We start from the raw sequence: 18,855 nt of genomic DNA, 5'->3' as shown, positions 1-18,855 counted from the left end.
TTAGGTGGGCTTGACTATATATGGATCACTTGATAGGGCTACTTGAAAATAAGGATGAGCCAAATCAAACTAAATTATATATGCTTTTTGAACTACCCGATGAAACATTAACAGATTATTGGGATAAGACTATAGGGAGTGCATTAGCTGTTAATGAATTTAGACTAGAAGAGATCGTGGTTAAACTAAGACAAAAATTAGAAGTCGCCATTGCAGGTTTAAAATTAAGTAGCTTGAATTCATTGGTTTATCTTCATAACAGCTTTATGGACTATCTATATGTTTTGATGTCTGTTGCAAGTGGTTATCGACCTGTTACTGAGCCATTTGGCAGGTTGTCAGATATAGATACCAGAACTGGAGTCTATTTTATTAGCGATAAGGAAATGCAAGATGACACTATCGGCAGATTAATCTATCTACCACACACCGTATGTCAGCAAATCAATGAGTATGAAAAATTTATTAAAAGTAATGGCATTCTATTTAATAAGTTAGGAAGTAATATTGGTCAAATATACATGGGCATTTTGGATAGTCATATTGGACTGATAAGTTATCTAAAATTAGATGAGATAACCAATACTGTTATTCAGTTAAAGTTAAACAAAGTATTCATAAAAGAGCGAATGTCACAATATATATCGCTACCTCTTAATTGGCATCGACATTTTATACGCTCGCTAAAAAATATATACATCGGCAAATATTCATACAACTCAGACTTCAATGAAAAATCTATTGGATATGACGTTATTAGTGCTTGGATGGGACATTCTGATGAACTGGGATTCAGCTTTTATGATCCTTTTAGCGGTTTGAAACAATCTGAACTTAGAGAGTTTGCAAATACACTAGATGAACTTATCAAAGGTATTGGCTTTACAGTCATTCAATTGGAGCGCTAAGGATGGCACGTCAAAAAAAATCTGGTATTAAGATACGAGAAGAAAAACGAGATAAACTAGAAGAAAAGCGCTTTTCGTTAGCTTGCGAACTAATAGACAAACACATCGACCTGACAAGAATTGCAGCTTCTGAAGATAAACAGCGAGCGTTTGACCTGATGTGGCTAAAGTTTGATACTAATTTATCCACTAATAAATATTTTAAAGATGTTAAGAGATATTCTACATCATACAATCACGCCGTAAAATACTGTCAAAGTCGAATAGAAGATGAAAATATTGATATAGGTTTTCCTAAACTTATCATTCAATCATCTCGTGCCAAATCTTTTCGTACACAAGAATGGTTCAATGATGGTAAGCGTGTACTAGATTTTTATCTAAACTGGGCTAAAGGTTTAGAAAATAAAAAAACTGTTGATATAACTGTAAGTGATATCTTATTCACTCTAATCTTTCACAGTGCAATCCTAAAGGCTCCTGTACTACAGGAGATATTGGATCAAGTAATTGGGAAATGTTTAAAAATTGAACAAATTTCAGGTTTGCCAACTATTACTGTGATCGTCAAGGACAAGGCTTATCATACAAATACTTATAAAGCGTCAGAAGCGGTTCATCAAGCACAGGTTTTTATTTCTCCACTATCAGCTCATATTATCCAGTCTTATAACAAAGAGCAGAAAAATACCGTTATCGATCGTGCTAGAAATCTCACAATATACAAACGGTATCAAAGCATACAACTGATACAAGCAAATCAGGGGAATAATATAGAACTTGGTTTGAAACGTTTTTTGATGGGTGCAGTCTATGTGCTAGAAAATCACTTCTTCTTCGATCTCCCTGAACATACTTGGTACATTATAACGGGTAAAGAAAACACCTATAGCTTGGCAACATCCAATTGGCAGTCTCTGATTTATAATATTCAACATAATGAAAATCAGAAACAAGAAGAATTTAATAGCAATTTGACTAACATGGACAGTGATAGTCATTTAGAAGGCAGTCCTCGCTTAGTAGTAGAGATAGCGAAGTTACTTAGAAAAGATATTAAAGACAACAATGCTAAATTATCTGAAAAGAAAGTAATCGAAGAGCTAGATAAAATTTATAATCGATTAAAAAGCGGTCAAAGCTCTTTACAAGAAAAGGCAATAGTTGGCTGGCTATTATTAAAAGCACGTACCTGTAAAGTAAGCAGTGTTCAAACCTATAGTAATACTATCACTAGTCGTTGGCTAGCTCTTACTCAAGACACAAATCTAGAAAGTTATCAGGAAGAAGACTTTATAATGCTATACAGTGAGATGATTGAACTCAGTAAGACCATAAAAGCAAGGAATTCAGTCGCTACATTAATTAATGAAATACACCAATACATGGTTAAACACTACCATATAAAACCTATAGCTCCATTGATTACAAGCGATAAACCCCATCATAAAGTTGGTTATATATCAGAGCAAATGTTCCAAGCTATACTTGATAAGATTGATAGCCTTACTACAAATGTAGATGAAAAACAGGCTTTGAGCTTAGCGTTAATATTAGGACATCGGTGCGGGCTGAGAATTGGTGAAATAGTTAAAATAAGATTGCGTGATGTAGCCGAAACTCAGAATTATCTAGAGATTAGAAATAATAAATTTGGAAACAATAAAAGCCTCTCTGCTTTACGTCGTGTATTACTTGCACAACTATTAACAGAATCTGATATTAAGTTAATTAAGCGTGTTTACATTAAACGTTCAGGCGATAAAGGTCAAACGCTTATAGCCAGCCAAGATGGCATGTCTTACAACGCTCAAACAATATCAAAAATGCTTACTCATCTTATAAAAGAGGTTACTGGCTTAAGCTATCTTACTACACACCATCTACGCCATAGTTGTCTGACTAATTTTCAGTTAATGTCATTTTTATATGATAAAGACTATCAATTTAATGGCCATCCAAGTGCAACGTTTTTAAAAAGCTTGCTACCCTACGAATCAGCTCAGGCTGCTAGCATTATAAATCATTTTGAGACCAGTCTTGCATACAAGAAAATATATGCTTTGGCAGGAATAGCAGGGCACGCTACTCCAAGTACGACATTTTCATCATATGTACATTTTACGGACATTCAGTTGGGATTATTATTATGGCAGACCAATTTCAAGCTATCTGTGAAGCACAATCAGATACTAAAAATACCGAGAAGACAAAAATTTGAAACTGAAAATATGCATTTGAAAATAAATGAATATCTTATTGATAAGCTTAAACTGCCTTATTTTCTGCAACCTATGCATAGTAAAATACTTAATAATGAATTTGATGACAAAATTGTAAAAGTTAAGAGGTATTCTTTCGATGAAGTACATCAAGTTCTTGAAGCTTATACTCAGAAAGATGATTATGAGAACCTCATGCATATCTATGATATCAGTCAAGAAACTTTTGAAACATGGCATCACAATGCAAAACGTCTAAGAGACGCTTCAGAGTTTCAAACTAGGAAAGGTAACCCTAGGTTATTTGATATCAACAATAAAGGAGGCTTATTACCTATTAAGGACAGGTATGATGATGATAGAAAAATCATGATGCGAATGACGGAAAAATTTCGTAGCCTTTATTTAGAGAGTGATGACAAAAAACTTATCTATCAATTTATATATCATACACTTACTCATTCTCAATATAATAAAAATTTTATCATATTCAACTGCGCAGTAGACCTCTATAACTACCTCCAAGTTATTTGTAAACTAGTCTATAAAAAAGATATTCGACTGAGCTACTACAACTATGCACAAGCTTCCGAAAAAGATCAGAATGCTTGGGACGATTCTTTAAAAGTTATAGCCATTTCGCAGAAAAGAAATATGGATAATGAGCAAGAAAAGAACTTTTACCAAAATCAAAAGCAGATTCGAGTAGAGCTATCTCTCGCTAGTCAAACTGAAGTTACAAGAATTCAAAATAGAGAAAACTCTGTTATCCCTATAAAGCAGTGGAATGTGAGGACAATACAAATATTTTGTCACTATGTATTCATTATGATAGGAAAGAGAATCAAATCTAATCAAGGGCCAATATTATGAAGCTATCTGCTAAAACGATTAGTTTAAATAGCAACTCAACTGTGAAATTCCATCCTTTAACCAGGAAGCTTCATCAAGTAATGATGAACGCCTATATTATTAGTGATAAGAGTGCCTACCTCAAAAACGTATCTAACTATTTCGGCAGCAGAGTTGAGATACCTGTTCATAATATCTCTGTCATATTTAAAGACGGTTCATACGAAATCATCGGAGGCTGTTTTTCTCCAATTTTTGATCTAAATGATATTTCTAATGATAATACTGTGATTCTAAGTTATACAACATCTCAAGGCTATGATACAAAGAATAAAACTGATGAACAGGTAAAGAGAGTAAAAAAAAGAATTCAAGATCAGTTTGATCAAGACGTAATAAACTTTATATATATGGATTATATTAGGGCAATTTCTACTCTTTCACTTTCAAAGCCAGGTATTATGTATCCAGAGCTTAAACGGCTTACTCAAGAATATGACAGTGATATGTGGAACAAAATATTTGGTGATGAAAGTCAGTCAGCAAAAAAAAATACCTTTCTTCTTAAACACTGTGCAGAGCTACTTGATAAAACAAGAGATACTTTGATTAAACAAGCAAAGCTACTTAGCGATAAGATTATCCCTTAACAATCAATAGCATTCTAAAGACGAAGTCCCTAAATAAGGAATCATCTAAACAGAAAGATTGCATAATCAAAAAAAGGTCTCGTTGCTGTATTTACAGTAGCGAGACCTTTTAATTAGATAGCATTAATATCAATACTTATATTTTACAGTTGACGCTATATGTCTGACCATTTGCCATGCCTACGCTCATAACACCATAATCCGCTTTGGTGTGCCACTCATAACTTACTTTAGGGTCAGCGTTATTGACATAACGTGCGCCTGAACCTGATACCGCTTGATTGAGCGTCATTTTTTGATTATTTAAGCCAATTTTGGGCAAGCTCACGTTTAGATTAGCCATTTGACCCTTATTTGAGTAAGCTGCCAACACTTGACCACCGTCTTCACAAGTCATGGTCACCATATTGGCTTGATGGTTACCAGTGACAGGCGCGTTTGTAGCACAAGCGGCTAGTAATAATACGGCAGGAATCGCTACTAGTAATTTTTTCATGATGGTCCTTATGTTTGTGGTTGTAAGTCATTAAATATGATTCATTAAAAAAAGCTATGGTATCGCAAACTAAAATTATTGATGTTAAATTTTGCTACACTTTGTTGGTTTTAAGCGATATTAACTGGGGTTTTTTGCCATCGCTTATTGTCTTGATAAAAGTACCACGTCATAACGGCAGGCGCGAGAATACTGAGCCAAATGCCGTAGGTAATGGCTAATCCCTGCGTAACTAGGATATAGCTAAGTCCAATAATGATGATTGCCAAAACAAGCGCGATCATGTTGTAGCTTGATTTGCGGCACATTAAGGCTCGAAGATAGGTTAAGGTCACTAAAAATGCCAGTAGCATCATCATCAATAGCCCCATGGCGTAAGGCTGGGTGACCATACGATTGGCAGTATCTGCGCGCGCGTCAGTGACTAAATTGAGGGCACTGCCCGATGCCGCAAGCGCTGCAAAGACAAAAAAGTGACCGTAGCCAAATAAGAACAGATCATAACGGCGGCGCTCGTTATTTAAAATAGTGCCAAAAGGAATGGTAAAGTACAGCCACCAAAGGGAAAAAACTAAGGCGACTAGGCTTGAGCCTAATAAAATAATCACGCTAGCGGCAGAATCCGAGTTGACCAAAAAATACTGAATGTTATTGCTAACGCCTAAAACCCCTTCACCTAATACGATAATGGTTAACAGACCGTAACGCTCGGCAATATGATGGGGATGCCAGTTAAGACTTTGTGCGGCTCGTGCCCATAATGGCATTAATAATTCAGCGATTATAAATAAAAACAACGCAGGCGTTTGTATCGAAGCAGGAAGAAACAACCAAAGTATCCAAACGCTTTGTAGCGTTAATAAGCCAATAATACTGCGACCCGCTACCCGCTTATGGCCTTCAACTTGCTGATAAACTCGCCACCACTGGCTACAGCTTGCCAATCGCATGATCGCATAACCAGTGACTCCTATCCATGTTAATCCTTGCTCGAAAAACTGATTGATGTTGGCTGCAATCATTAATGAGCCAAACATTTGCAGCAACACTGAAAGACGATAGTACCAATCATCAGGATCGTAGCCAGAAGCAAACCAGGTAAAGCTCGTCCAAGCATTCCATAGGATAAAAAAGGCGATAATAAAGGTTAGAAATCCTGAAAAATCATGCTCAAGTAAGCGCTGATATAGTCCGCTAGCCGCTGCGGCAACTGCAATGACGTAGACTAAATCAAACAACAACTCTAGAGTAGTTGAGGGTCGATGGGGTTCATTGGGATCGCGGGCATAAATCTTATTAATGGCAGGTACGGTAATAGGGATCATGATTTATATTTCGCTTACCTAAATTTTTTGAGGATATTATTTTTTTAGCGAAAAAGCCACGGTTTTGTTGCCTATCCAATTGACCCAGCTGATTGGAAAAAATCGCAATTGCAGTCGTATGATATTTGCCATGAAACCAGGCACGACTAAAAATTGTCGTTTTTCTACGCCTTTTAGCATGGATTTGACCGCATCTTCAATTTTTAACTCACCGGCCAGCTTTTTCATACCGACCCCAGCTTTTGCCATCACGCCTACCTCAGCTTGAGTCAACGGCGTATCGATTGGCGGTGGGGCAAAAATAGTGATATCAATACCGTGAGGTTGCCACTCAAAACTGATGGATTGCATCATGCCCCAAATGGCGAATTTTGAGGCACTATAAGAGCTGTAGCCGTAACTTCCAGTGAAAGAGGCCATCGAAGCGGTAACCATGACTTGATCGCCACGTGATAAGAACGGTCGTACAGCAGCCAAAACGTTGCGAGTACCAAATAGATTGATATTAATAACACGCTCGAATTGCGCTTGGCTCATGTCATCAAAAGTCCAAGGTCCTGTAATTCCGACAAAATGCATTAAGATATCAGGCGACTGCTTACTGGCGGCATCAGCCATTTGCTTGACTGTCATATCCGCATCGGTGACATCTAACTGATAACTGACAATGGAAGCGTTATTTTTATTCAAGTCTTCTAGTATTACTACGGCTTCATCAAGTGCTTGTACATCAAACAATACCAAATTGGCACCTTGTTGAATCAGTTGCCTAGCAGTCTCAAAGCCGATACCTGATGCGGCACCCGTAATATAAACCGTTTTTTTAGCAAAGTAGCTATTAGAAAAATAACCCATCAAGCGTTTTCCTTCTGTAAGGCGCTATGTTTCAACGAGCCTGTATTCAAGCTGCCAAATTTTGCTTCACCAATCAGATGACTGACTTTGTGCCCAGGAATCAACCAATAAGGCGTCGCTTCGCTACTTGAGGCGCAATTAGGGAAATCGGGGTTCTTTGAAGGACCAGCAATGGTTTTTTCTATCACCATAGAGATATATTGATCGGTACTATCCTCTAGCGTATTCCCATTTAAGATGACCTCCATACCTGTCTGCTTGGCATATCGACGAATGGCATTAACTTTAGAGTTCTTCGGTGCATAAGCATCTGCGCCAACTCCATTCTCTGAAGTGACGCGAATACCATCGGGTACGCGAGCAACTAATGAATGATTACCTTCGGTATGCCCTGGAGTATGAATTAAGGCCAAACCTTCCCCTAAATGGAGGCTACTGGTGAAGGTGATGACTTTATCAGGATCGACGCCATCAATGCCATTTGGGCAATACCACTCTGCTTGTACGGGCAATAATCCTTGTACACTTTGCCACTCTTTTTCGTGTACCAACAGTTTGGCGTTTGGGAAATAAGGATCTCTATCTGTGCTGCCAAGCCATTGACGTACATCTTGAGTATGCAGGTGGTCGTAACTGATATAGTCAATATCAGCGGGCGTTAAACCAATTTCTGCTAAGGCACCCGCCACATCACGGATGATAGGAGCCACAACACTCTCAAGCGGTGACCAGCTTGGCATTTTGTCTGTTAAGCGTTTAAAAAAAGGCGTCTCGCGGTCAGCTTCAATATCTGATGGAGAAAACAACAAGGTTTTTAATTTGCCCGAAAAGTCATGGTACTGCACGATAAAAATGCGGTTTAGGATATGGATATAGGGGAACTTATAAGTGCTTTGGGTATAGACGCCACTATAAGCGTACCAAGTTGGATAAGGAACTCTGACCATATCCGCGCTTTGATAAAACTGTACCTGCGGCTCGTCCATAAAGCGCTCTCTAAATGCGCTGGCTATTTTTCGTGCAGCGCTCAAGCGCTCCTGTGGTAACGGGCTTTGGCGAACGTTATCAAAGTCGTGAATGGCTTTCATGCCGAGTGATGTTAAATCCATGTTGCATCTCCTTATGACTGATGGATACCTTAAAATAATACTAGCAGTATTGTTTTAAGGTTTATAGCGAATTTAAAATACTACCGAGTTCGCTGAAGCAGAACCTATTAAAAATTATCCCAGTACGGATTATCACCAAAACGCTCGGCAATAAAATCAATGAGATAACGGCAACGCTGCGACAAAAATCGATTTTTCGGGTAGACCGCATAAGCGTTTAAAGTGGGTAATTGATACTGCTGCAGGATAGGCACAAGCTCACCGCTGATTAAGGCTTGATAGGTAATAAAAGTTGGCAGAAAAGCAATACCATGACCTTTGACTGCCATCTCCCGCAAAAAGTCCCCATTATTGGCTTTGATTTTACCGTTTACGGCGACTTGATGCTTCTTACCTTGCTCATCTATCAGTTCTATCGTGCTAGATTTGCTCATACCATATTGTAAAAACTCATGTTCTGACAGATCGTCAAAAGTCTTTGGCGTACCCATCCTCTCTAAATATTCGGGACTGGCGCATAACGCATAACGAATCAGTGCTAGACGTTTGGCTTGATAACTGGAATCTTGCAACTCTCTAATACGAATCGCTAACTCGAACCCTTCCTCAATCAAATCAGTATGCCGATCAGAAAAATCCAGCTCAAAATTTAACTCAGGATGCTGATTGGCGTATTCATCGATGACATCGTTTAAATGCATTAAACCAAAGGACAGTGGCGCAGTCATCTTTAATGTCCCTTCGATACGCGTCGGAGTACCACTCGTTTCTTCATTCAGCGCATCCACTTCACTGAGTATATGGTGCACCTTTTGATAATACTGCTCACCAGCTTGGGTTAAGTTTGATTGACGCGTGGTTCGGCTAATCAGTTGACTGCCCAAACGCGTCTCTAACTCTTTTAAACGTCGGCTTACTGCAGATTTCGCGATGTTCAGTTGCTCGGCAGCTTTGGTAATACTGCCTGCTTCGACAACACGCACAAACATTGCCATATCTTCTAATTGTCCCATGTGAACCACCTCTTAATTGTTCTCTAAATAAGAACTTACATTTGTGATTATTACGGTTTATCTAGTTATAAGCAACGAATACAATAGCACCGTCTCATAATCAAATAAAATCTTAAAAAAATATTCTATTACTGGAGAAACCCCATGGACAAACTACAAGCGTTAAGCGCACCAATTGGACGCCTGTTTTTATCAATGATTTTTATCTTTTCAGGCTTTACTAAAATTACCGGCTACGCGGCCACTCAAGGTTATATGGAGTCGATGGGTGTGCCTGGGATGTTATTGCCACTGGTTATCGCGGTTGAACTTTTCGGCGGCCTCGCTATTCTCTTTGGTTTCAAAGCGCGTTTCGTTGCTATTTTACTGGTTGGATTTAACATTATATCAGCACTAATTTTCCATCAGTTCTGGATAGATGAATCGCAAATGAATCCTTTTATGAAAAATATCGCAATGGCAGGTGGTTTCTTGATGATCTTCGCGCACGGTGCTGGTGCTTATTCAATTGATAACCGTCATAAGTAAGACGTATAGTATAGTTACTGTCGCTTTATTATCATCACTAAGGAGTCGCTATGAGCGCACCTTTGAACATCGCACTAATTATCGGTAGTTTGCGAAAAGAGTCTATCAATCGTAAGTTTGCAGAACTTATGGTCTCGCAAATGCCTGATGGCATAAATGTAGAAGAAGTACGCATTGCCGATTTGCCTGTCTATAATCAAGATTTTGATGAGACGACAATTGATAGCTATGAGCGTGTCCGTAAACAACTAAAAGCTGCTGATGCGGTATTGATTGTCACTCCAGAGCATAATCGGACCATGCCGGCTGCCTTAAAAAATGTCATCGATATCGCCTCGCGTCCATATAAAGAAAGTATTTGGACAGCTAAAAAAGTAGCGGTAGTGACAGCATCACCTAGTACTTATGGTGCTAGAGATAGTGGTTTAGATGTGCGTAAAAGCATGCAAATGCTATCGGCACAAATGATGATCAGCCCTGAGGTGTACTTAGGAAATGCTACTGACAGCTTAGATGATGAGGGCAGTGTTAGCGAGCGCACACAAAAATATCTGCAAAGGTTTGTCGATGCGTTTGTGCTATTTGCTGGACATTCTAGTGAATAAGAGCACAGATGATAGTAAGGCCTATACTATGGGTGATAAGCCTCCAAGCTTTTGGCAACTCTATCAAGCGCCTATACTATTAACGATAGTTGGTGGAGCGATTGATACGATTGGCTTCATCACTTTATTTGGCTTTTTTACCGCTCATGTCACGGGTAACTTAGTGCTGGCAGGTAGCGGTTTGGTTAAAGGTGAGGATGGCTTGTGGATAAAACTAGCCTCAGTGCCATTATTTATAATAACCGTAGTTGTGACTAAGCTATATATCGATCATAGCCGCAAGCAGACATTAGTACTGAGTCATTTATTTTTGGCAGAAGCGCTTTTTTTGAGCGCCTTTATGGTAGCAGGGTTGTCTTTTGAGCCCTTTACCGATGCCGATAGTCTTAACGTCGCTTTGACAGGTGGATTGGGATTAACAGCCCTTGCCATTCGTAATACGGCGAGCAAAACTGTCATTAAAGGCATGAGCCCTACCGTATTAATGACTGGAAATACGACCCAGTTAGGTATTGGACTTACCGATTACTTAGCCAATAGAACGCCTGATAATGCTAGAAAACTAGCAAATAGCTCAGCATTAGTCATCAGCTTCGTTGTTGGTGCACTATTAGGTGCGTTATTATATGTACAGCTGAGTTATTGGGCGGTTGGTTTATTCGTCATCCCTGTGCTGTACTTATCAGTGTTGGCTCGCAAACCAGAGTTTTTACAGCATATCGGCTAATTAAAGTTTTACATTTTCATCTACTGTCATTAACCGTAAAAGCCATGATTATTCGTCATGGCTTTTTTATTTAACATTGCTTTTTTATTGAAGGTAATTTAAATGTCTGGAGCTTCTACTTTAGGGAGTAGCATAATGAAATACTGAATTAGCTTGATATTCTGGATGCTTATCAATATAAGACTTCACGTAAGGACAAGTCGGCTTAACGCGCAGTTTTCTAGCCGCTGCACAATCTAAGATAACTTTAACTAAGTAGCCTGCAATACCGCGACCACTAAGCGCTTCTGGTACTAAAGTGTGTTTATATTCAATACCCTTCTCACCTTGTGATGTGGTAAAAAACTCATAGTCTTCAAAGGCAATCTGATCATCAATATGAATCTCAAAGCGATTTTGGCTTTTGTTATCGATCACATCGTAATGCGTAGTATGTAGGTTTGACATTATTATTCTCTCTTTATAGTTAGAAGTGGATACGCCAAATTATCATAGCATCTGACATTTATCATAGCGAAAGTATTATCGTATAAATTTTTTATTCTATTGTTCTAATAACAAGAATAGTCAATTGTAATAATCACTATTTATCTATATATGGTCAACAATTATAATAGAACCATAGCTTAAACAAGCCAATTAAAAATAAAGGATAAATTATGAAAACGATCTATCATGCAGCAGATTCTCGCGGTAATGCCGATCACGGCTGGCTTAAAAGCCGTCACACTTTTAGCTTTGCCAATTATTATAATCCTGAGCGTATGGGCTTTGGCGCGCTGCGGGTCATTAACGATGATTTTGTGATTGGTGGTCAAGGTTTTGGTCAGCACTCACACCGCGATATGGAAATTATCAGTATTCCTCTAAGTGGGAAGTTAGCTCATGGCGATAATATCGGTAACGAAGGTATCATCGAAACGGGTGAGATTCAGGTCATGTCAGCGGGCACAGGTATTACTCATAGCGAGATGAATGGCGATGCCAATGAGCCTGTCCAGTTTTTACAAATTTGGGTGATCCCCAATAGAATAGGTGTGACACCGCGTTATCAGCAAATGCGTATGGACGAGCAAATGAAAGTTAATGAGTTCAACCAAGTGCTATCGCCAAACGCGGACGACGCTGGGGTTTGGATTCATCAGGACGCTTGGTTTCATATGGGTCATTTTGACAAAGGCGTTACCCAGACTTATGACTTAAAAGACGTCAATAACGGTGTTTATGTCTTGGTACTAGAGGGTAAAGTGACTATCAACGGCAATGTGCTTGATACTCGTGATGGTTTAGGCGTTTGGGATACTAAAAGCTTCACAATGGATGCTACTGAGAACTCTAGAGTATTGTTAATGGAAGTCCCTATGATAATCTAAACTCGTCTTTATGATTATCATTATGAATAATAATTAATTAGAAAAGGAGTTACCTTATGAGTATTCAAACCCTAGAGCCAAGAATGGCAGATGTTGGCGGTATTCCCATTGCGCGTCTGCTACCTAACACTGGCAAAAAACCTATCGGAGCCTGGTGCTTTTTAGATCACGCTGGTCCCGCTGAATTTGGTCCAGATGAATCAGGTATGCAAGTCGGTCGCCATCCACATATTAACTTACAAACCTTTAGCTGGATGCTTAATGGCGAAGTACTGCATAAGGACAGCTTAGGTAACGAGCAAGTGATTACCAAGAACCAAGTCAACGTCATGACCGCAGGCACTGGTCTAAACCAAGGTATTAGTCATACTGAACAAAGCGTCTTTCCAGATACAGGTGGCTCACCAGACGCAGCGCGTGCCCTCAGCATGGTACAGCTATGGATTGCGCTACCGACGGATCAACAAATTGAGCGCGGTTTTCATCATTATCCCAATCTGCCAACTTGGACGGAGAATAATGTCGAGATGATCCTGACCACCGGCAGTTATACCAATGTCTCAGGTCAGCACTATGAAGCGCCTACTATCCAATATTCAAAGCTCGTTGGTATCGATGTGTATTTCTTAGAGGACGGTGAAGCGACACTAAATTTAGAGCCAGGCTTCGAGTATGGCATCTTAGTTAGCGAGGGTGAGATAGAATCCGAAGGCAAAATCTGTAAGCAAGATCAACTCTTTCGCTTCCACGATAGTGACGTCGCTAATAACGAAAGCATTAAAATAGCGGCTAAGAAAGGTACACGTGTGATGTTTATCGGCGGTGAACCTTTAGATCAAAAAGTACTGCTATGGTGGAACTTTGTCGCTGATAGTAAGGAAGAGATCGAGCAATCAATTATTGATTGGAACAACGGTCATGAGCGCTTTGGTAATGTCGACTCAGATATGAAGCGCTTATCAGCGCCTGAATTACCTCAAGGCTTTAAAGGCTAAAAATTAATGGCCTTTTATCATTAAATATATTTTTATATGTAAATTAATCTAAAACCAACGGAGAAAACTATGTCAAATTTAAAAGACTTACAACAACTAGCCGAAAAGCGCCGTTCTATCTATGCACTAAGCGATCAGCTACCTGTTTCTAACGATGAAGTGGTTAAGCTGGTTGAACATGCAGTCTTGCATACACCGTCCGCTTTTAACTCACAGTCCGCGCGTATCGTGGTTTTATTCGGTGATGATCATAAAAAATTATGGGACATCACTGAAGAGACTTTAAAAGTTATCGTTAATGATGAAGATGCGTTCAAAGGTACTAAAGATAAAATCGCAGGATTTAGAGCGGGTGCTGGTACGATTATGTTCTTTGAGGACAAAGGCGTCGTGAGAAACATGCAAGAAGCAGCACCTCTATATGCGGATAAGTTCCCAATTTGGGCACATCAGACCAGTGCTATGCATCAATATGTGATTTGGACAGCATTAGCGAGCTTAGATATCGGCGCTAACTTGCAGCATTATAATCCTGTCATCGATCAGAGAGTTGCTGATGCATGGAACATCGCTGATGATTGGGAGTTGAATGCTCAAATGGTATTCGGTGCTATCGAGCAGCCAGCAGGTGACAAAGAATTTCAGCCTTTAGATGAGCGTCTGAAAGTATTTGGCTAATATATTAACTTTAAATACAATATAACCAATGAAACTACTATGAATATACCTTAGCAGTTTCATTGGTTTTTTATAATTATAAACGGGAGTAATACAATGGATGTTTTTGATGCACAAGCGCTGCAAAAAAAGTATGAGCGTTGGCACGAGCTAAATGAACAGATGCAAGATGCTCAGGAAAAATGGCTAGAAGCCAGTACATTATTATCTGAGCTTCAAACTTACTATCAAAGTGAGCAGTGGAGAGGTGATCATGAAAGCAACGTGATGGTTGAATGCGCAGATAATAGATATTCCATCATCAGTGAAGATGCTCTGTGGAGCGCGTTAACCGATCATCAAGAACAGGCAATTCGCTGGATGAGATTAGGGCTAGATGTTATAGACCGTTAATTCCAAAACTTTATTACCCCTCATTTTTTAAAAGAAATACATATTAACCGTCTTTTCTATATATAACCGTGCTGCCTTATTTAACAGTAATATTTTCAAGAGAGACCATAGTATTCTTTGAGTAATTGATCCTTAGAGTATAGCTCTTTACAAGTTACAAAATGACCTATAGTACTTTATAATAATTATATGAGTATAAATTTTATACTTTTATTATTATTATAAAGTATAAAATTTATACATTTTAAGTGACCAAATAATCAAAAATATACTCAGTAAAATACTTAAATGTATGCTAAAGGTCATCAATAAGAAAATCATCAATCTATTGCTATATAAGGCTTTGTAAGTTATTATACATTAAGATACAATAATGAAGTTTGGTGGTTCTAGCCTGTCACGCCGGGGGTCGCGGGTTCGAGTCCCGTCCGCTGCGCCATATTTAAAAATTAGTTTTGATACAAAAGTTTCAACCTCAAACATTAGATTGTTTGAGGTTTTTTTGTGTCTGCTCATTTTTTATGTGCCTTTACTCAAAAGCATGTTCATTTTTCCTATAGTTGATTCGCTTTAAAAACGACACAGTGCTACTGGTATAAACTTTCCTTGCTTGGTGCTGTCACAGAGGCTACGAAAAATTCATCCTAGCAGCACTGGGTCTGATTACCTAATAGGTCAGATTGCTCAAATTGGTTCAAATTGGAAGTTTTTTACTGTTAAGCAACATCAATCAAATACTTATGGGCGTTGATTGAGCCGGCTGACCCCAGCAATCAGCGCTACCATTATTATGCCCATAATGACGAGAATGGCCGACATCATGTGCGCCGCTTCATAATTTAGCGCTTCTACTTGCTCATATATCGCAATAGAGACGACTTTGGTTTCACCGGAAATACTCCCTCCTATCATCAGTACCACGCCAAACTCGCCAATGGTATGGGCAAAGCTGATTAAACTGCCTAGAATAATACCAATGCGCGCTTGCGGCAGTGCAACTCTCATAAAACGTCTAAGACGGCTGGGCTCTAATAAGTCGGCCACTTCCATTACGCTTTGGGGAATGCGTAAAAACTGCGCGTAAACGGGCTGAATATAGAAGGGTAGGGAGTAGATGATGGAGCCAATAACCAGTCCTTCAAAGGTAAAAACCAAAGGGCTGACGTTATGCTCACTAAGCCACTTACCAATACCCACGCTCGGGCTGAGCAGTAATAATACATAAAAACCAATAACCGTAGGTGGCAGAACAAGCGGCATGGCAATGATGCCCATGAGTAGAATTTTTACACGCCCAACGATGTTGCCACAGCTAGGTTTGGCAAGCCAATAGGCCAATGGCGTTGCAAACAATAATAAGCAAAGCGTCGTAATACCGGCAAGCTTAATGCTGACCCATACTGGCAACAGCATGTCTGAAATAAGAAATTGGGACATCATAGCCTGATTATCTATCTACCTTTGATCCATTGCGTCGCTTGTAGGGCGATATTTATGATGCATATTTATGATGCCAAGCTATTATTATACAGCCTGCTAAAATAATCTGCATTCAAGGCAGGCAGGTAAAAGCATTAAAATAGTAGACTGAAATTGTCAACGTCTTTATTCTACCGCTAGCTTTCTGTAAATAAGCTACTTAACCGCTAAATATCCTGCTTTAGAAAAATAAGCTTGTCCGGCAGGAGAGCGCAGATAATTTGAGAAATCTGTCGCGGCAGCAGTGTCATTAATGATCATGCCGTCTTGCAAAATAGCTGGATAAGACTCTGGCGCTAACGTATAAAACTGCTCAGGTGCCGCTTTAATCGCCGTCACTTGCGATTGCGCGACAAAACCATAATCGACATTACCCGTATGGGCATACTGAAAAGCTTGACCGATATTTTCCGCCTGAATAATGCGCTTTTGTGCCATTAGAGAGTCGTAAAGGTTTTGTGCTTGTAAATAAGCCTTGGCAGATTCGCCATAAGGCGCAAGCTCAGGGTTGGCAATAGTAATTTTTGTCTTATCATCATCCTTTAATAACTCAGTCAAGGTAGTCTGACTCAAACCATCAACAGACTTAGTAGCACTATAAATCGATAGCTGACCTTGAGTATAGGTAAACGGCGTTTGGCTGCTGTCACCTTTAAACATCTCGTCTACTAACTTGGCTGGAAACTCTTGATTGGCGGCTAAAAAAATATCGTAAGGTGCGCCGGAAGTGATTTGTGAATACAGCTTGCCTGATGAAGCAAAGGTGACTTCAATTTTTTGATTGGGCAGATTTTTATCCGCTTTATAACCTTCGATGATTTCAGGTAACACATCTGACAAGTTGGCAGCGGCGGCGATACGCAGCGTTTGTGTCAGCTCAGTGGTATTATCGACATCCGATTGAACAGGTTGGTTGACCTGCTCTTTGCTACAAGCTGTGAGCATTAATACTAAGCAAGTCGATGATATTGTTATTATTTTAAGCATTATTATACTTCACTTTGCCATTATTTATGAGTGATAATCAGCCATTTCAGCCATTTCAGCCATTTCAGCCATTTCAGCCATTTCAGCCATTATTGCTAAGCCACTTAGAAGAATCATCTTGGTAATATTCTTGTTTCCACACCGGAATGTCGGCTTTAATGGTGTCTAATATCCAGCGGCAAGCGTCAAAGGCAGGATAGCGATGAGCAGAAACGACGCCAACCCAAACTGCCACATCGCCAATCTCTAACGCGCCGATACGATGGATGGCAATTGCGTGGGTAATCTCAAAGCGCTTTTTGGCTTCTTCGATGATAGCGCGACCTTGATTGATGGCCAAATCTTCATAGCCATAATAGGTTAAGCGGTTAACGCTCGTGGCATTATTATGATTGCGAACGCGACCCTCAAAGCAGACAAAGGCGCCGCAGCTGTCATTATCGAGCGTTTTCTTAAGGCGACTTTCGTCAATATCGGTATCTAACAGCGCAAAACCATCACGTTCAGCGATGAGATACGCTTCATCGATGCTGCGTTTGATGCTCATCGATTGCCCATGTACATTATCTGTCATTTATTTCTCTGCTTATTATCTAACAATACTATTTAGCGAGCTTTTTAGCTTTTAAGCACAACAATAAACTTATGCGGCTTATAAAAAGAGTGATAATCAAAATAAGAGATTAATAGAAAAATGGAGGAATAAAACATCCGTTTTTAAATTAACCGCCAGCAACTGGGGTGATAAAGACCACACTATCGCCGTCATAAATTCTATCTGTCCATTTGGTAAAATAGTCATTTACCGCCACACGTAGCTCTGACTGCGGACGACTAAAACGATGCTTCTGGCGCAGCTGTTCATATAATTCGGTCAATGAGGTCGATTGCGGCACAGTAATTTTTTCTTCATGACAATTGGCTTCATCAGCTAAGCTGGCAAAGTATAAAACGTTAATATCCATCGTCGTATTTGTGTCTATTTGGCTTTCTACTAAGGTGCTCATGGCAATCTCCCTTATTTATAAACTGCTTGTTGGCTGTCTAACTGTATGTTCTTTAGAGCTTTACATTTTTCAAATCATTCTTACTTGTGCTGATAGTCGGATTTGCCGCCGGTTTTTTTTATGAGATGGATATTATCAATCACAATGTCATGTGAGATGGCTTTGGTCATATCATAAATGGTTAAGCAGGCGACGCTAACAGCGGTTAACGCTTCCATTTCTACCCCAGTTTTGTGGGTGACTTTCACGGTGGCGGTCACGGTAATGCTATGGTTGGCATCATCGAATACAAAGCTTAGACCAATTTTATCCAAGGGCAAGGGGTGACAAAGTGGAATGAAGTCATGGGTGCGTTTGGCTGCCATGATACCAGCGATATGAGCCGTTTGAGTGATGCTGCCTTTTTTGGTCATACCGTCAGCAGCTTTGATTTGCGTATAGATATCTGCAGGGAAAACGACCTGTCCGCTTGCATGGGCTTCTCTTGTACTAGCCGTTTTGCCACTCACATCAACCATGGTGATATCACCGTCGCTATCTAAATGCGATAAGCTAGATTGGTTGGCTGTTTGCTTTGTTAGCTGGTTACTGTCTTTTTGACTATCGCTATTCATTCTTTATTTCTCTTAAATGGCTTATTTTTCTTAAATATA

The 18,855-nt window shown here is 39.5% G+C and carries 21 protein-coding genes; 10 read left to right on the top strand and 11 right to left on the bottom strand.

Going from position 1 to position 18,855, the window contains the following annotated elements; translation table 11 throughout:
• The first annotated feature begins 20 nt into the window (after positions 1-20).
• From B4K26_RS00240 to B4K26_RS00230, 3 genes are read left to right on the top strand one after another with little or no spacing between them, the layout of a single operon-like run.
• Positions 21-908, top strand: coding sequence for a hypothetical protein (locus tag B4K26_RS00240; RefSeq protein ID WP_296242884.1), 888 nt, complete (start codon positions 21-23; stop codon positions 906-908).
• A 2-nt stretch (positions 909-910) separates the two neighbouring features.
• Positions 911-4,003: a tyrosine-type recombinase/integrase gene (locus tag B4K26_RS00235; protein WP_296242883.1), complete on the top strand. Its 3,093-nt coding sequence runs from the start codon at positions 911-913 to the stop codon at positions 4,001-4,003.
• Positions 4,000-4,632, top strand: a complete 633-nt coding sequence (locus B4K26_RS00230) for a hypothetical protein (RefSeq protein ID WP_296242882.1) — start codon at positions 4,000-4,002, stop codon at positions 4,630-4,632. The genes B4K26_RS00235 and B4K26_RS00230 overlap by 4 nt, the downstream gene beginning before the upstream one ends.
• A 136-nt stretch (positions 4,633-4,768) precedes the next feature.
• Here B4K26_RS00230 and B4K26_RS00225 read toward each other — a convergent pair whose 3' ends face one another.
• From B4K26_RS00225 to B4K26_RS00205, 5 genes are all read right to left on the bottom strand, one after another.
• Complete coding sequence (locus B4K26_RS00225) at positions 4,769-5,128, bottom strand: MliC family protein (protein ID WP_296242881.1); 360 nt, start codon at positions 5,126-5,128, stop codon at positions 4,769-4,771.
• 110 nt (positions 5,129-5,238) lie between these two features.
• Complete coding sequence (locus tag B4K26_RS00220; RefSeq protein ID WP_296242880.1) at positions 5,239-6,453, bottom strand: low temperature requirement protein A; 1,215 nt, start codon at positions 6,451-6,453, stop codon at positions 5,239-5,241.
• A gap of 36 nt (positions 6,454-6,489) precedes the next feature.
• Positions 6,490-7,308, bottom strand: coding sequence for an SDR family NAD(P)-dependent oxidoreductase (locus B4K26_RS00215; RefSeq protein ID WP_296242879.1), 819 nt, complete (start codon positions 7,306-7,308; stop codon positions 6,490-6,492).
• A complete protein-coding gene (locus B4K26_RS00210) occupies positions 7,308-8,417 on the bottom strand; it encodes a hypothetical protein (protein WP_296242878.1) in 1,110 nt (369 codons plus the stop codon). Before B4K26_RS00210 ends, B4K26_RS00215 begins: the two co-directional genes overlap by 1 nt.
• Before the next feature lie 107 nt (positions 8,418-8,524).
• Entirely contained in the window at positions 8,525-9,430 is a 906-nt protein-coding gene (locus B4K26_RS00205; RefSeq protein WP_296242877.1) for a LysR family transcriptional regulator, read from the bottom strand.
• Positions 9,431-9,574: 144 nt separating this feature from the next.
• On the opposite strand from B4K26_RS00205, the gene B4K26_RS00200 reads away from it, so the two are divergent.
• From B4K26_RS00200 to B4K26_RS00190, 3 genes are read left to right on the top strand one after another with little or no spacing between them, the layout of a single operon-like run.
• Positions 9,575-9,958 (top strand): DoxX family protein, encoded by a 384-nt coding sequence (locus tag B4K26_RS00200; RefSeq protein ID WP_296242876.1) that lies wholly within the window; start codon positions 9,575-9,577, stop codon positions 9,956-9,958.
• A gap of 50 nt (positions 9,959-10,008) precedes the next feature.
• Complete coding sequence (locus tag B4K26_RS00195) at positions 10,009-10,563, top strand: NADPH-dependent FMN reductase (protein WP_296242875.1); 555 nt, start codon at positions 10,009-10,011, stop codon at positions 10,561-10,563.
• Between the two features lie 28 nt (positions 10,564-10,591).
• The gene (locus tag B4K26_RS00190) at positions 10,592-11,290 is read left to right on the top strand and encodes a YoaK family protein (RefSeq protein ID WP_296242874.1); all 699 of its coding nucleotides are present in this window, start codon (positions 10,592-10,594) and stop codon (positions 11,288-11,290) included.
• 120 nt (positions 11,291-11,410) lie between these two features.
• Here B4K26_RS00190 and B4K26_RS00185 read toward each other — a convergent pair whose 3' ends face one another.
• Positions 11,411-11,737: a GNAT family N-acetyltransferase gene (locus B4K26_RS00185; protein WP_296242873.1), complete on the bottom strand. Its 327-nt coding sequence runs from the start codon at positions 11,735-11,737 to the stop codon at positions 11,411-11,413.
• A gap of 212 nt (positions 11,738-11,949) precedes the next feature.
• Here B4K26_RS00185 and B4K26_RS00180 point away from each other — a divergent pair, with 212 nt between their 5' ends.
• From B4K26_RS00180 to B4K26_RS00165, 4 genes are all read left to right on the top strand, one after another.
• Positions 11,950-12,663 carry a pirin family protein gene (locus B4K26_RS00180; RefSeq protein ID WP_296242872.1) on the top strand — a complete coding sequence of 238 codons (714 nt, stop codon included), beginning with the start codon at positions 11,950-11,952 and terminating at the stop codon, positions 12,661-12,663.
• Positions 12,664-12,719: 56 nt separating this feature from the next.
• On the top strand, positions 12,720-13,658 hold the full coding sequence (locus B4K26_RS00175) for a pirin family protein (protein WP_296242871.1): 939 nt from the start codon (positions 12,720-12,722) through the stop codon (positions 13,656-13,658).
• Between the two features lie 69 nt (positions 13,659-13,727).
• Positions 13,728-14,336 (top strand): nitroreductase family protein, encoded by a 609-nt coding sequence (locus B4K26_RS00170; RefSeq protein WP_296242870.1) that lies wholly within the window; start codon positions 13,728-13,730, stop codon positions 14,334-14,336.
• Positions 14,337-14,432: 96 nt separating this feature from the next.
• The gene (locus tag B4K26_RS00165) at positions 14,433-14,729 is read left to right on the top strand and encodes a DUF4298 domain-containing protein (protein ID WP_296242869.1); all 297 of its coding nucleotides are present in this window, start codon (positions 14,433-14,435) and stop codon (positions 14,727-14,729) included.
• Between the two features lie 738 nt (positions 14,730-15,467).
• Here B4K26_RS00165 and modB read toward each other — a convergent pair.
• The 5 genes from modB to moaC form a co-directional block, all read right to left on the bottom strand.
• Positions 15,468-16,169 carry a molybdate ABC transporter permease subunit gene (gene modB, locus B4K26_RS00160; RefSeq protein ID WP_296242868.1) on the bottom strand — a complete coding sequence of 234 codons (702 nt, stop codon included), beginning with the start codon at positions 16,167-16,169 and terminating at the stop codon, positions 15,468-15,470.
• Positions 16,170-16,364: 195 nt separating this feature from the next.
• Positions 16,365-17,195: a molybdate ABC transporter substrate-binding protein gene (gene modA, locus B4K26_RS00155; protein ID WP_296242867.1), complete on the bottom strand. Its 831-nt coding sequence runs from the start codon at positions 17,193-17,195 to the stop codon at positions 16,365-16,367.
• 82 nt (positions 17,196-17,277) lie between these two features.
• Positions 17,278-17,769, bottom strand: a complete 492-nt coding sequence (locus tag B4K26_RS00150) for a molybdenum cofactor biosynthesis protein MoaE (protein WP_296242866.1) — start codon at positions 17,767-17,769, stop codon at positions 17,278-17,280.
• Between the two features lie 148 nt (positions 17,770-17,917).
• Positions 17,918-18,202 carry a MoaD/ThiS family protein gene (locus B4K26_RS00145; RefSeq protein WP_296242865.1) on the bottom strand — a complete coding sequence of 95 codons (285 nt, stop codon included), beginning with the start codon at positions 18,200-18,202 and terminating at the stop codon, positions 17,918-17,920.
• 80 nt (positions 18,203-18,282) lie between these two features.
• On the bottom strand, positions 18,283-18,816 hold the full coding sequence (moaC, locus tag B4K26_RS00140; protein ID WP_296242864.1) for a cyclic pyranopterin monophosphate synthase MoaC: 534 nt from the start codon (positions 18,814-18,816) through the stop codon (positions 18,283-18,285).
• Between the last annotated feature and the right edge of the window lie 39 nt (positions 18,817-18,855).

The sequence above is a fragment of the Psychrobacter sp. UBA6766 genome, from assembly GCF_002453355.1.
Lineage (GTDB): Bacteria > Pseudomonadota > Gammaproteobacteria > Pseudomonadales > Moraxellaceae > Psychrobacter.
The sequence above is the reverse complement of the archived record's forward strand: the minus strand, read 5'-3'. Positions and strand labels throughout refer to the sequence as shown.

Excerpts from the sequence above, each read along its gene's own strand:
- B4K26_RS00240 (WP_296242884.1), top strand. The coding sequence starts at position 21 with ATGGATCACTTGATAGGGCTACTTGAAAATAAGGATGAGCCAAATCAA.
- modB (WP_296242868.1), bottom strand. The coding sequence starts at position 16,169 with ATGATGTCCCAATTTCTTATTTCAGACATGCTGTTGCCAGTATGGGTC.
- B4K26_RS00200 (WP_296242876.1), top strand. The coding sequence starts at position 9,575 with ATGGACAAACTACAAGCGTTAAGCGCACCAATTGGACGCCTGTTTTTA.
- B4K26_RS00230 (WP_296242882.1), top strand. The coding sequence starts at position 4,000 with ATGAAGCTATCTGCTAAAACGATTAGTTTAAATAGCAACTCAACTGTG.
- B4K26_RS00185 (WP_296242873.1), bottom strand. The coding sequence starts at position 11,737 with ATGTCAAACCTACATACTACGCATTACGATGTGATCGATAACAAAAGC.
- B4K26_RS00170 (WP_296242870.1), top strand. The coding sequence starts at position 13,728 with ATGTCAAATTTAAAAGACTTACAACAACTAGCCGAAAAGCGCCGTTCT.
- B4K26_RS00210 (WP_296242878.1), bottom strand. The coding sequence starts at position 8,417 with ATGGATTTAACATCACTCGGCATGAAAGCCATTCACGACTTTGATAAC.
- B4K26_RS00235 (WP_296242883.1), top strand. The coding sequence starts at position 911 with ATGGCACGTCAAAAAAAATCTGGTATTAAGATACGAGAAGAAAAACGA.
- B4K26_RS00220 (WP_296242880.1), bottom strand. The coding sequence starts at position 6,453 with ATGATCCCTATTACCGTACCTGCCATTAATAAGATTTATGCCCGCGAT.
- B4K26_RS00225 (WP_296242881.1), bottom strand. The coding sequence starts at position 5,128 with ATGAAAAAATTACTAGTAGCGATTCCTGCCGTATTATTACTAGCCGCT.
- moaC (WP_296242864.1), bottom strand. The coding sequence starts at position 18,816 with ATGAATAGCGATAGTCAAAAAGACAGTAACCAGCTAACAAAGCAAACA.
- B4K26_RS00150 (WP_296242866.1), bottom strand. The coding sequence starts at position 17,769 with ATGACAGATAATGTACATGGGCAATCGATGAGCATCAAACGCAGCATC.
- B4K26_RS00175 (WP_296242871.1), top strand. The coding sequence starts at position 12,720 with ATGAGTATTCAAACCCTAGAGCCAAGAATGGCAGATGTTGGCGGTATT.
- B4K26_RS00165 (WP_296242869.1), top strand. The coding sequence starts at position 14,433 with ATGGATGTTTTTGATGCACAAGCGCTGCAAAAAAAGTATGAGCGTTGG.
- modA (WP_296242867.1), bottom strand. The coding sequence starts at position 17,195 with ATGCTTAAAATAATAACAATATCATCGACTTGCTTAGTATTAATGCTC.
- B4K26_RS00195 (WP_296242875.1), top strand. The coding sequence starts at position 10,009 with ATGAGCGCACCTTTGAACATCGCACTAATTATCGGTAGTTTGCGAAAA.
- B4K26_RS00180 (WP_296242872.1), top strand. The coding sequence starts at position 11,950 with ATGAAAACGATCTATCATGCAGCAGATTCTCGCGGTAATGCCGATCAC.
- B4K26_RS00145 (WP_296242865.1), bottom strand. The coding sequence starts at position 18,202 with ATGAGCACCTTAGTAGAAAGCCAAATAGACACAAATACGACGATGGAT.
- B4K26_RS00205 (WP_296242877.1), bottom strand. The coding sequence starts at position 9,430 with ATGGGACAATTAGAAGATATGGCAATGTTTGTGCGTGTTGTCGAAGCA.
- B4K26_RS00215 (WP_296242879.1), bottom strand. The coding sequence starts at position 7,308 with ATGGGTTATTTTTCTAATAGCTACTTTGCTAAAAAAACGGTTTATATT.
- B4K26_RS00190 (WP_296242874.1), top strand. The coding sequence starts at position 10,592 with ATGGGTGATAAGCCTCCAAGCTTTTGGCAACTCTATCAAGCGCCTATA.